The following is a 12,623-nucleotide window of genomic DNA, read 5'->3' on the forward strand; positions in this document are numbered from 1 at the left end:
TAATATCTAATTAGTTTTGGTGGGTAGGCATATCACCGCGATGCATAAATCACCATCATTTCAAGAGCCCCACCATTCGTTTGAGCGGTTCCTTCATCAATTTTTGCCTGTGCAAATACTTTATCTCCAGTCGATAAGTCCCCAAGAAAAGCAGAAACATTTGTTGCATTAGCTTTTGGCATAGTAAGCGACCTAACAATTGGCGAACCATTTAATGGTGTAACAAAAATATCAAGTGAAATTATAGCTCCGGTGTTGACTCTAATTACACAGTCAACCTTGACGTTTTTTAAACCACCTGTAGGCACAGTAAAAACCCCAGAAGAAATATTATCATGCCATCTATATGTATCATCATTAAATGTTGGTTCAGTCCATAACACAGTATTCAATGATGTATTTAAGGTCTGGCCGTTAGAATTTTTAAGTATTGCAACAGGCCTTTCTGTAAAATGAAGCACTCCACCAGAAACAGCCTGCAAACCTTTAACGAAATTTGTACCAAATCCTCTTTCATCGTAGTAAACATGAGTGAGCGGGCCAGCAACAATATTTGGCTGAATCCTTTGTGTCGGTGCATATAGGCTCATATTGCTAGTGTGAATACTACCTGAGTAGTCAGTTATTGATGATTCATGGACTGATATCAGACCACCATTATCTTGTGAGTGATAGCCATGATCTCCCGAAATTGATACCGATGATCTGTTACTTATTGGGGATAGCACACCATCTAAGTTTGCTATTAATACGCGCTGAGCTGCACACTCAGTATGCACTTCCGAGCTTGAATAGTTCCCATAAGTATTACCAAAACTAGGGTCCGCTATTGGCGACACTAATACACCTGCACCATAAATATTGTCATTGTGCTGCAATTCACCGCCAATATGTTTTACTTGAGCGCCAATAATAGTAATTGTATATTGCGTTACAGGCCCAATATCCCCCGCTGCACCAGAAACCGCATCAAAGCCAATAATATTAATGTAACATTGAGTGCCAATAGCTTTTACTGCACATGGCGTACCAACCGTATGCCCACCCATTAACGACATTTCTGATACCAAAGCGCTTGGATAGGCTAAATCCCCGAACTGAATGCCAACAAGAGCATAACTACCAATCAAACCATAGAGGTATGAGAAACTAATGCCTGAGCCATCACTCCATAGCTTGCATGCCGATTGTATACCTAAAAGATTTACACCAGAGGCTTCAATTCGACCATAGATTCTTAAACCTGCGCCGTTTTTGAAACCCAGAACATGAGTTCCTGATGTGTATGTTGGATATATGAAGCAGTTTCCTATCAAGGTTAACCCCTGAATTCCGGTAAATGTTACCGGCTGGCTTACCTTAAAAATTCCATTGATTGTACCTGTAACATAGCCTTCGCTGGTGCAAGCATCCGCCCATTTCTGAAGAGCTTCATATGAGTCTGTCGCTCCGGTAGGGTCAGCCTTAAAATCAGCTACGGCATCATATTTTTTGTAAAACCTTGATGACAGAGTGTTGTTTTCTGCTCCTTCTACATTTGGCTGTTTGAAATGTGGAATATCTGCGCCAGTGTCCTTTCCCAGGTCTGAGCGCAGTGTTGCATCCCCAACACTCAGCCATTTACCTGCGCCAATACCGCCGGATGTTTCAGGCGTTGAATTCTCTGGCACGTCCTTAGGGAATGGCCCATCCCAGCGGTAGTATTCGCCTGTCGCCTCAAGGCGAAGAACCTGGTTAGGGAGGGTAAGCGTATTTCCATCTTCAAAGCTATCCAGAGTGATGTAGCCAAATGCGGCAATTGCCTGCTGCGCAAGCCAGCGCATGCCTTCAATAGTGTAATGCTGCACACCGAATCGGTCGGTGTATGTCCACCCCATCGATGTAACGAATTCGTCAATTTTCCCCGCGTTAAATTTCAGGTCGCGAGGCGATTCACTTGGTACTGCATCTTGCGTCGGTTGCGTAGCCATATTTATTCCATAAAAAAACCCGGCGCGGTGGCCGGGTTGTGATGGTCAGGATAAGTCTTATTGGTAAATCAGATCGCTATACTCAGCGAGGGTTAAAGCTGTGCTTCCCTTACCGTCTGGCTGCTTCGCTGTGATTGTCCACTGCCCTGCATCGAGCTCCTGTGACGTGGCAATGACGTACCGCGAAGGTGACTGGACGTCAACGCCGTCGAACAGGTTCAGGTCGATATCAGGAATGGCAGCAGTAAAGCCAAACGCTGTGTCAGTGCGTGGAGATGCCGGATATCTGGCTGTGGTAGCGCCGGTTGTATCCGTGACCTGTACAAACATGGTTCCTGAGAAGTTGATGCGCTCACTCGTCTCGAAGTCATTGCCGACCCGTGACACGATGTATCCGGCCTGCTGGTTGGTATCATATGTATCCGGCACCTGAACCATATCGCCAATGTTTACCCATTCTCCGTCAGCCATTGCTGTGATGGCCATGGTCATACGGGAGAAGATCAGCCTCTTGCACTCGCGCAGCGCCCTTTCGTCCGCCTGAAACCTGTTTCTGACGTACAGCATTTCGAACTTTTTCGCCTTAGTCGGCGATCCTTCAATGATGGAATTTCCCGATATCCGGTACCGGACAAAGTCCTGCTTATTGGTGTCCGGGTTGCGGAACTGCACTTCAACGCCGTCATAGCCGCCTGGAAGCGTCATGTCGTAAGAAAGCGAGTAACCGTCTGGCTTTGTGTTTGAGCGGTTGAATATCGTGGCCGCAGAGGTTTTCTTGCTGTCTCGTGTGAATGACAGCACTCCGTTATCGTCATAAACGGACACGCTGGCAGCGTCACAGATGGTCTCCATCCGCGAGCCGAGCGACACATCCTCATCATCAAAGGTGTAATCGAAGTATCCGAGGCGCGGGTCGATAGCGTCGATTTCAGCCTGTATCTGGTACAGGCCATAAATGTCGATGCTCGACTCCGGCTGCTGCCCGACTACCAGCCAGTTAAACAACGCAATGTCAGCGAATTTACGCGATGGTCTGAGCGTATAGTCGACCTGTTGCGTCGTCATGTTGTAGCTGATGACATGGCGGGTGATCAGCGCGTTATATTTCCTGTCTCGCCCGCTCGTGGCATTTTCAGTAGCCCTGACCTTTACCATGACCAGAGAATCTTCAGCGTGAACGACATCTGTCCTGACGTTTACCGCGTGAATCTCTTCGACCTGCAGCTTGCTCGCGTCGCTGCTGTTATCTGTTCTCTGGAAGGTGATCACATAACGCCCAAACCCGCCCGCCGGGGTAAGCTTGTCAGTCCGGTTAAACGTCTCCGACATGTAGTCGTGCGGCGTGGTCTGCCGGTACGTGAACGTCTGCTCAGTTCCGGGGATCAGGTTGTTGTCATTATCGACTTTCCAGATGTTTACCACCCAGTTTGTTTCGCTGTTGCCGCCGAGCCCGGACTGTGTATGTAACCATAGCTGGCTTGATGGTATCGGCGAGAAGAACGGGCCGACGATCAGCGCAGCGTTATCGTTCAGGATGAACTTCGTCGTGTTGATAGTCGCATCCTGAATGGGTATGGCTGGGCCATTCAGATTGTCGAACGTGAAGGTGTAATAATATACAGGACTGACAACGGACCCGTCATTTGTCTCCGCAAAGCTGATCAGCCGAGCTGAAAGCGTGACGTCTTCTGTGCGAGTGCCGCCGGTGATTGGGTAGGTCACGTTGATAGTGAACGTTACCGGGTGCGGGAAAGTCAGATCAGCAAAGTAGTCGAAATCAGCCTGCTTCACGATTTTCATCGCTATCTGTCCACCAGCATAAACGCCACTGATAACGGTATTTGCCGTCGCTGTATCGATCGGGAAATCACCGCTCTCGTTTAACCCTGGCACTTCCTGCCCGTCAACGTCATCGAACTGGTAGCCTTCATTCACCACCGGGATAACGTCACCTGGCTGGTAAATGGTGTAACTGGCACCGGCCATAGAGCCGAGGTTCGATTCAGAGAAGCGCACAGATGTAACGTCGTATTTGCCAAGCCCGAACACCATCAGCTCAGTGATGTATTTAAGATTGTTTTCATATTCGAAAATCGATTCCTGCCCCAGATCCGGAAATGAACGTATCTGACCGAAGTTATCAGGCTTGGCTTCGCCATTACGCGCAATGTTGGTCTGGCCTTTCAGGCTGTTGTTTGGCGACGTTTTGCTGTTACCGCCGGCTGCGCCTGCATTCGCTTTCGGCATCAGCCCAGAAAGCACTTTCTGAGTAAACTTGATCGGGTTGAGGTGTTCGAGCGGGTTCAGGATGGTACCAATCAGACCACCGCTTTTAGGCTGGTCAAAAATGACAACCCGGTCATTTTCCTGAAGAACAAAGCCCAGTTCTTCTTCAGGCTGCAGCTCCTTTCCGTTAACGTTGATGCGGATATCGCGGTGGAAGCTTTCCTGCGTTAGCCAGTCATAAAACACCGTCCCTGCTTCAACTACCGCCCTGTCCTTCGGCATCCCCGGGACGCGCTGAATTTCGATTACCGGCATACTGGTAAAACTCCACTCTGGTGAATAGCTTCTGAATTGTCCGTATCGCGTCAAATCTGACGTGCCCGTTCTCCCCGCGGCTGTGCAGCGCGCGACCGCCGAGTATCAGGCCGACATGCACCGGCTGGCTGCCAACCCAGGCCACGAAGATCCCTTCATCGCAAAATGTTTCGCTTCGCTGCCAGAACACGACATCAGCGTCATAGCAGGTCATGAAGTCGCGCCCGGATTCGTAGTCCGAGGTCTGGTGTACCTCGATGCCGAGAACATGCCGGTAATACATCACCACCAGACCCCAGCAGTCTGCTGCATCGAAACTGCACGCCCGGTTACTCCAGGGGACGCCCTCAATTCGAGAGATAAACTTGTCTCTATGCATTCTGGAGCCCCGGGTATTCTTCGACGGTGTACAGACGGCCAACGTTACGGTTAAGGGGATTTACGCGCGTCAGGATGCACGTTACGTCCGTGTCGTCCATTGAGCAGTCATCAACATAGAGAGTCCATGAACTGATAGCCGTACTCATGTCTGCAGCGTCAAACTGTTGATAGGTTGCAGAGATCGGCGTGATGCGCGCATGCGCTTTCCATAGCTTCAGCTTCTGCTTAAAATCCTGAGCCAGACGACTAAATTTAATCGTGCTGTCAGATACAGGAGTGCTACTTTGCAGACTCTTCTTGATCTCCATCCGGCATGGAGTGAACACCTGACCGCCGAGCGTTTTGGGGAATATCTGGTTGTTCACCAGGCGCACATATCCAAACGTCTCGTTGTAAAAGGTGATCGTCTCGTAAAGTATCCGGTTCGGTCTCCGGCTCTGAAATTCTCTCAGTGTGGGCATTACGGAACCCTCGGCAGGCTTTCCGGATCGCGTCCATCCGGATAACCGGTGACGATGATATCGAGCCATGAACCCCACGGCTGCGGAAGCTCGACAATAATGTCGTCAAAATCATCATCCGAGTTAACCAGTTGTCGCGCGACAACATCACCGCTCCAGGTGAAAATGGATCCTGACTGCGACCATGTCGGCCAGGAAAGGAAATGCAGTTCCTGAACTTCAAGGCCTGTGTCGCCAGTACCGGTCCCGAGGCGCATCGTGAACCACTGATTGCAGTTATCGAGGTAGTTCGGACTACGCAACCACTGCATGAAGGCCCGATGCTGATCCCGGGTGAATATCCACGTAAGAGAGAAAGAGGTTTTCAGGTCATCGGTGAGTTTCTGAAATATTGGCGCGCCGACCGTCGGCTGGTCTGTCCGAAAACCGGTATCGGTCGACGGCGTTTTCCCTTTTTGCGCCAGTGGCAGCCAGTCAGGATATGGAATAGGCATATTTAGCTCCTTGCCTTACGTGGTGCCTGGTGATTTCGCTGTATGGCCCGACTGGCAGGACCACCGTTATCGAGGTCATAGACGAATGCATCCACCGTCCAACCTCCATTTCCGTCTGGTGTTGCCTGCGCATCTACGTTTGACGACGTATAGTTGTTGATATTGACCACTACACCACCACCTCCTCCACTCGCCAGATCCTTATTGCTAATCACCTTTCCGTTGTCGCCAGGGATCATGTACTGACTGCCATTGCTGGCCTGGTAGATTTCAGGCATGCCGCCCTCGCCTACCTGGTACATAGAGCCTGCTGATACAGGACCGCCATTTTTACGCTTACCTGCGATACCACCAGCCATGGCCATGGCGGCAATAACTGCACCGATACCAATGGCCGCAGCACCACCGAACGAGCCGATAGATGCCACAATGGCTGCAGGAGTCCATGCTGCAGTGGTTGCCGCTGCAGAAGAGACGCTCGCTGCAGTTGTCGTAGCCGTGCCGGCTACAGCCGCCGAAGTTGTAGCTGCAGTAGCTGCTATCTGTGCGCTGCTGCCAGTAACCGCGGCCTTCACCCACTCCATACCCATCTGCACGAACGTATTTACAACACTGTTTAGCACAGTGCTACCGATGGATTGCAGAGCTTCAGAAGCTGACATGCTGCCAGTAATAATCCCTGTCAGGGCGTTTGATGCGTTGTTACCGAATGCTTCAAAGGCTGCAGATGCGGCCTGCGTGGCAAGGTTTTGCTGAGACCACTCTTCCCACATGGCAGCATTACGCTGGTCCCGGTACTGCTGTTCAATCGCAGCACGGGCAGCTTCTGCCTCGCCAATTTTTTGCGGGTATAACTGGGCATATAACTGGATGTCAGCGATGTCTTTCTGATACTGACTATCAAGACCGGCTGTTTTACTGGTCTTACCCTGGATGGCACTAAACTTATTGGCCGCGTCAGTGCGCGCCTTCTCTGCTTTGGCCTGTTCACGCAGTGCATTCGCATTATCCCAGGCTTTTCCTGCCAGTTGCCCGGCGAGCATGATTTGCTCTTGCGAAGCAGTATTACCGAGAGACTGCTGAGCGTTAAGGATGGCTTGCGCGCGCGACAGCTCGCCTACACTTCCCGCAGAGAGCTCAGATTTCTGCCTCAGTTCGTCCAGTTTCTGGTTAACAGACTCCTGTGCTTTCGCATATTGCTCAGCATCCTTCTGCGCTGATGACTTACCGCCTTTCGACTTACTGCCAGTAGTGGTGCCTGTAGTTTTAATCTCAATCGGCTTTGTATTAGCCGCCGTGTTTGATGCTTTAGTAACAGCCTGCATGTCACCGACAAGTGTTGCAGCTTGATCACTAAGAGTTGAAAGAGCCTCATTTTGGGCAGCCCACCCATCAAGCCCCAGCCATGACCAGGTGCGAGCGCGACGACTAAACATCTCTGCCGTGCTGTTAAGATCGGAGATTTTTGCGTCCGCTGAAACAGCTTTTCCTACCAGGCGGTCAAGTGCGGCAGCCAACGAGTCGATAACCGTAACCATCCCCGAGCTTGCGCCGGTTGCCTGGTTAACAGAGTCGACCATAGTAAGGAATGAGTTAGTCAGCGCTGTATTAGCCTGCGCAAGCGTGCGAGGGAGTTTCTGGAATTCAGCATTCACGGCCCCGGTTTGCTTCTGAATGGCATTCAGCGCGTCCTCTGCTGAGAGCTTTCCATCCAGCATCATTTGCCGCAGATCCCCAACCCCAACGCCCATGCCAGTAGCAATCTGCCTAACAAGCTCTGGCATCTGCTCGAGTATTGAGTTGAATTCTTCAGCCCGCACGGTCCCAGATGAAATTGACTGCCCGAACTGCCTTAGAGCGTTCGTCATTTCCTCTGATGAGGATCCGCCTATACGTCCGATTTTCTGAAGAGTTTCGGTAAGCTGAATGATCTGGCCGTTAGTCGCCCCGGTATCTCTCAGTGCTGTACTGAGGGTTTCCCAAAGTTTTGCGGTGTCCTGCAGCGAGCCCCCAGTTGCCGAGCTTATGCTCATCAAACCCTGCATCGTCTGGGTAGCAGCTGCGGCACTGCCGGTTAACCTCTCGATCCTGGCCTGCATCTGAGACATGGCGTCAGCAGCCTCAAGGAAGCGCTTACCATAATCTACCACCTGTGACACAGCGATCGCGGAAGCTATGGCAGACAGACCCGTCTTTAATCCGAACGAAGATTTTTCTGTCTGATTTTGCGCTTGCTTGAGGTCGTATAATTTCCCGGCAAGCTCGCCAATTTCCTTTCTTTGAGCTGCAGTTGCAGTTGACCCAGCCTGAAGTCTGGCAGACAGCATTGCCGCACTTCTCGCGCCATTCTTCTGCTCTTCATTGAGAACGGCAATCTGCTGCGTAAGGCTCAGAGAAATTGAGCGCAATCTTGCCGCATCGTTAGCCTGCTGTGCTGCCTGCTTTGCTGCTTCTGACGATGCTTTTGCTGACGCATTTTGAGCTGATTTGAGGTCATAGAGCTGGCCGGCAAGCTGAGATATGCGCGCCTTTTGCTCGTCAGTTGCCCCGTTTCCCGCTTTCATCTGGGCAGACAGAATCGCAGCGCTGCGAGAGCCCTCAATCATCTCAGTATTAAGAACGGACAACTCGCCCTCAAGGGATGAGATGGCCGATTCTGATGCCTTGAAAGCAGCGGCACTATCACTATTCGCCCTGGCTGCATCGATCGCAGCCTGTTTTACGTCAAAAAGCTTTACGGCAAGGTTTCCAATCTCCCTGCTCTGCGCCTCTGACGCATCGCCTGACGCTGCAATCTGAGCAGCCAGTGCGGCAGCGCTGCGGGCACCATTTTTATTTGCTTCTTCAAGAACGGCTATTTCGTTACCAAGCCGCTCCATGATTTTGGCTGCATTGCTCGCATCATCTGCGGCCCTTGCGATCGACTTCCCAGATTTATCAGCAGATTTTTCAAGCCCGGAAAAGTTATCTGCGGCTTTACCTGCGCCATCACCCATTCCATCAAGCGACTCAATAGCTTGTCGGCCAGCCTGAAGTAAGGGGGCTATATCAGCACTTACTGTATAGACGATGCTGCCGGCGTCTTTCTCACCTGCCATGTCGTTCTCCGGTTATTGCTTTGCTTTTGCCCTGCGCGCGGCCTGTTTAGCCAGGTAATCGTCGGCGATACTGTCGTACTCTTCGCGAGTGAAGCCTTTCTGGTCCGGGTATTTCGCCGCCAGCAGCATCTGAAATTCGGTCATCGTTAACTGAGATGCTTCGGCGCGGTTCATTTCAAAGTGGCTGCGTGCCGCGCTGATGTAGTCGAAGGCTTTAAATTCGTTCGTTCTCGCGCCCGTTTCGTGGCGCTGCAGCTGGCGGACTTTAGCTTTGCCTACGACGCCGTGCTGCATGAGGTGCTGCGCCAGCACAATGATGTCGTTCTTCGGCATTTGCCCGGGTCGGTAGACGACGCAATGACGCCACCCTTTCCACTCTCCGATCATCGGCGTCAAATCGTCATCGCAACACGCCTGCAGTACCAGCATGCACGTGGACAACAGCTTCTCAGCGGCGCGGTTGAATGATGGAGATAGCCATGCAGGGAACCGCCCAAGCGTGCCAGAGCAGACCTCAATGAGCTGGGCGACGTCACTGCCATGGATGGTGGCGTAGGCCTGCACAATCTCTTCCGGAGTACCGATCCTCGTCATAGCCTCGAATGAAGGCCGTAGCAGGTAATCTTTCCCGCCTTCGCGGCTGTCGCTAATGGATATTTCGCCAATATCAGTTAAAGCTGTCATAGGCCTTCCAGTAAACAGTCATTATCAAGGGCAGCACGCCGCCCTTTGGAATGTCCGTTAAGTAACAGTAACCGTATGCACGGCCACAAAGTTGCCGTCTTCGGTGTTGATGATGATCTGCGCGCTACCAGTGGCCACGCGGTTCACCGTGACGGTGGTACCTGAGGCAGTGGCCGTGGCTTTGGTTGGATCGGTTGATGCGACGGTGAAGTCTTTGTTGGTTGCTCCGGTTGGTGCGATATTCACCGTAAAGGTGCTGGTACCGCCCGCGGCACCGGTGCTGGTTGCCGGGGTTACCGTCACTCCAGTCACTGCAACCGTAGTGATTTCGTTCACTTCGATGGTGCTTGCATCGCCGACTTTGAACTCGGTAGAGAATGTGACGATATCGTTGGTGCCGCCGTCAGAACTCAGCGCGTTAATGTTCATGTAGCCGATAAATTCGATCGGGCCGTAGTCCATGCGCACCCAGATGCCAGGCTGGCGCTTGGCCTTAAGCTCGTCAGCGAAATACTTGATGAACTTGCCGACACCGTACTGGTCCAGTTTGTCCTTCTTACGCACTTCACCTTCGAAGCTCAGCGTGAAGTCACTGTTCGTGATGATGGTCTCGACATATCCGCCGCCGTCATCCGCATCAGAGGTAACCGAGTTCGGGTTGAAGTCGAAGCCTTTCGACGTACCAGCGGCCAGCGCCATCCACTCACCTTCGAGTGGTTTGACGTCCGGGCAGCCATCGGCGACTTCCAGCACGACCGCACCGCCGAACAGGCGCTCGTTCGAGTTCTGGCAATTAGCCATGTGAAACTCCTCTTTGACGTATAAAAGAAAACCCGCCTTAGCGGGTTATTTGGTTGGGATGGCTATTCGCCGTAAGTGCAGGCGAACTGGAGTCGGAAGACTATTCGCCCTTCTTCTGTGAGCACCGGCGCAGGAATTGCGCCCATGTTCTGGATATAGCCGACGCACTCGTCAGCCATTGGGTTGGCCTGGACGTAATCGACGATGCGCTGCACGGCATTGAGTGCGTCTTTGCGCTTATCTTTTGCGCCTACGACGTCGACCAGGACGTGATACTCAGAGCCGAGGTCTGTGCGGATATTGGATCCTCCGTTAGGCCTGAACACCATGATCGCCTTCGACAGGTCTCCCGGGTCGTCGTACATCAGCTGCTGCACCGTGAAACCGGTAGTTAGCCCGGCGTCGCCGAACATGTTGCGCACCCGCTCATGCATCATCGGGGTCATAGTGAAAGCTCCTTGCGCATCACCGCATCAACGTTATCGCGTTCGTCATTTGCGCCTTTGGTCAGGAATTGCGGCTCGCCATGCGGATCCCAGTAGTTGCCCGTCCCTGTCCCGCCGCCGAACTCTTTAGGTTTCTGCGGGCCGAACTCGGACCGATTGCTGGTCACGCCAAAGTGCGCGCGCGGCTGACCTTTCAGTTTGCCTGACGCCTCATGCACGTAGGCGGCATAGTTGGCTGAGTAACCGATTCGCCCGGTGATGAGCACGCCGCCAGCGTCGATTTCCCGGAACTGACTGTTAATCAGCGTTGAGGTGTCGATCGGGGTGTAATATGCCGCCCGGGTGCCGATAAGCATCATCGCCGACTGCAGCGCGCGGATCACCTTGCGGCCCTTAGCGTCATTGATGACATCGTTCAGGTGCTTTTTCGCCTGGCTGACGCCCTTCACTTTGATGCCCATGGTTACACCCCGGTCAAAATTGCATAATCATCCGCCAGGCGCTCGAAAGTGTCGGCGTAGCGGATAACCTGCCGCACCTCGTCGGCACCGGCCACAACCGGGTCGGCTTCTGTCGATACGCCAATCAGCAGGTAATCACCGGCCGCCGCCAGCGCGAACTCGCTCCAGACGGTGTTCTTCACGACGATTTCAGCGCCAAGGCTGGCTAACTTCTTGCTGAGTCCGCCCTCGTAGTCGCAGAGGATTTTCTCAGGCTCGGCATAGCCCAGCGGATCGCCGTATTCGTCATTGCCTTCTAGCTTGCGCCAGATGGTCGCCGTGGCGGTATAACTCCAGTTCGCTACCGATGACATCAGCCCTCCTTCCAGCGCAGCACCTTCGCGCCAGTCGCCCGGATGCGCTCACAATTGATATGCCACTCCCCATCCGACTTCACGTAACCGGTCGTCTCCCGCCCGGTGTCGGTCATCACCCAGACGCGGGTAAACGAGCGCGGCAGCCCGTGCTTAACTGATTTGTACGTCATCACTTTTCCCCGCACATGCAGCCGCCCTTCCCTATCCAGATACCAGCGAATGCCGGGGCGGCGGTAGGGTCAGCAGGAATTAGGGAGGTGGCGCAACCGTACTTATCCAGCCCGCGCAGCAGGTTCACTGATGCTTTCCAGCGATCGGTGAATGACTGGTACCGGAAAGAGCGCGACGCCCCGCTTGGAGCTGTCTGGCTGGAGATATATTTATCACCCTGCCCTAGCCCCATTAGCGCCAGCAGATAGAGCTGAATCAGCAGCGCGGTCGATGCCGGGTAATGCGCATCGAGACACTCCTGAATACTGTTGGCCTGGTCGACGAGGGCCTGAAGAACAAAATCGGGAATGGTAATTCCCTGGCTCTCCAGATACTCCTTCGCCTGTTCGAGAGTTACCATTATCGACTCCGTGAAATACCCCGCCGGAGCGGGGCATAAAAAAACCGCCTTAGCGGCGGCCGTTATTCAGTAGGGAAAAGCTTTTCGAGCTCACCGTCAGGCAACAACTCACTGAGCTTTTCAGCGCCCAGGTTGCCTTTGAACTCGATGCCCAGTTCAGTCAGGCGAGCCTGGATAACCTCTTTGCGTGATTTTTCACCGGTACCGGCATCAGGCGTCGATGGGGTAAGTTCTCCGGCTGCCTCACCATTTATGAGGCGGACGTTAGACTTCAGCGCCGGGTGAAGCTCTTTCAACTCCACTACCTGTCCTACCTTCACGCCGAACCACGGGCGCACTACTTCGTATTTAGCCATGCT

Annotated in this window: 14 protein-coding genes; all 14 read right to left on the reverse strand. The window is 52.7% G+C overall.

Going from position 1 to position 12,623, the window contains the following annotated elements; genetic code table 11:
- Positions 1–32 precede the first annotated feature (32 nt).
- Complete coding sequence (locus BJ885_RS23445; RefSeq protein WP_259467199.1) at positions 33–1,970, reverse strand: hypothetical protein; 1,938 nt, start codon at positions 1,968–1,970, stop codon at positions 33–35.
- Positions 1,971–2,027: 57 nt separating this feature from the next.
- Positions 2,028–4,511, reverse strand: coding sequence for a MoaD/ThiS family protein (locus BJ885_RS07970; RefSeq protein ID WP_121931625.1), 2,484 nt, complete (start codon positions 4,509–4,511; stop codon positions 2,028–2,030).
- Positions 4,453–4,890, reverse strand: a complete 438-nt coding sequence (locus tag BJ885_RS07975; protein ID WP_121931626.1) for an NlpC/P60 family protein — start codon at positions 4,888–4,890, stop codon at positions 4,453–4,455. The genes BJ885_RS07970 and BJ885_RS07975 overlap by 59 nt, the downstream gene beginning before the upstream one ends.
- Positions 4,883–5,353: a hypothetical protein gene (locus BJ885_RS07980; protein WP_121931627.1), complete on the reverse strand. Its 471-nt coding sequence runs from the start codon at positions 5,351–5,353 to the stop codon at positions 4,883–4,885. The genes BJ885_RS07975 and BJ885_RS07980 overlap by 8 nt, the downstream gene beginning before the upstream one ends.
- Complete coding sequence (locus BJ885_RS07985; protein WP_121931628.1) at positions 5,353–5,847, reverse strand: hypothetical protein; 495 nt, start codon at positions 5,845–5,847, stop codon at positions 5,353–5,355. Before BJ885_RS07985 ends, BJ885_RS07980 begins: the two co-directional genes overlap by 1 nt.
- Before the next feature lie 2 nt (positions 5,848–5,849).
- Positions 5,850–8,117, reverse strand: a complete 2,268-nt coding sequence (locus BJ885_RS07990) for a tape measure protein (protein WP_404851380.1) — start codon at positions 8,115–8,117, stop codon at positions 5,850–5,852.
- 840 nt (positions 8,118–8,957) lie between these two features.
- On the reverse strand, positions 8,958–9,629 hold the full coding sequence (locus BJ885_RS07995) for a DUF6246 family protein (protein ID WP_121931629.1): 672 nt from the start codon (positions 9,627–9,629) through the stop codon (positions 8,958–8,960).
- 57 nt (positions 9,630–9,686) lie between these two features.
- Positions 9,687–10,430 (reverse strand): Ig-like domain-containing protein, encoded by a 744-nt coding sequence (locus BJ885_RS08000; protein ID WP_121931630.1) that lies wholly within the window; start codon positions 10,428–10,430, stop codon positions 9,687–9,689.
- Between the two features lie 62 nt (positions 10,431–10,492).
- Positions 10,493–10,876 carry a hypothetical protein gene (locus BJ885_RS08005; protein WP_032608745.1) on the reverse strand — a complete coding sequence of 128 codons (384 nt, stop codon included), beginning with the start codon at positions 10,874–10,876 and terminating at the stop codon, positions 10,493–10,495.
- Positions 10,873–11,337, reverse strand: a complete 465-nt coding sequence (locus tag BJ885_RS08010) for an HK97 gp10 family phage protein (RefSeq protein WP_121931631.1) — start codon at positions 11,335–11,337, stop codon at positions 10,873–10,875. The genes BJ885_RS08005 and BJ885_RS08010 overlap by 4 nt, the downstream gene beginning before the upstream one ends.
- A 2-nt stretch (positions 11,338–11,339) precedes the next feature.
- Positions 11,340–11,690 (reverse strand): hypothetical protein, encoded by a 351-nt coding sequence (locus BJ885_RS08015; protein WP_121931632.1) that lies wholly within the window; start codon positions 11,688–11,690, stop codon positions 11,340–11,342.
- Positions 11,690–11,863, reverse strand: a complete 174-nt coding sequence (locus BJ885_RS08020; RefSeq protein ID WP_023300380.1) for a hypothetical protein — start codon at positions 11,861–11,863, stop codon at positions 11,690–11,692. The genes BJ885_RS08015 and BJ885_RS08020 overlap by 1 nt, the downstream gene beginning before the upstream one ends.
- Complete coding sequence (locus tag BJ885_RS08025) at positions 11,863–12,264, reverse strand: hypothetical protein (RefSeq protein WP_121931633.1); 402 nt, start codon at positions 12,262–12,264, stop codon at positions 11,863–11,865. The genes BJ885_RS08020 and BJ885_RS08025 overlap by 1 nt, the downstream gene beginning before the upstream one ends.
- 62 nt (positions 12,265–12,326) lie before the next feature.
- On the reverse strand, positions 12,327–12,620 hold the full coding sequence (locus BJ885_RS08030) for a hypothetical protein (RefSeq protein WP_121931634.1): 294 nt from the start codon (positions 12,618–12,620) through the stop codon (positions 12,327–12,329).
- Positions 12,621–12,623 lie beyond the last annotated feature (3 nt).

Source organism: Enterobacter sp. WP_7_1 (assembly GCF_003688535.1).
GTDB lineage: Bacteria > Pseudomonadota > Gammaproteobacteria > Enterobacterales > Enterobacteriaceae > Enterobacter > Enterobacter asburiae.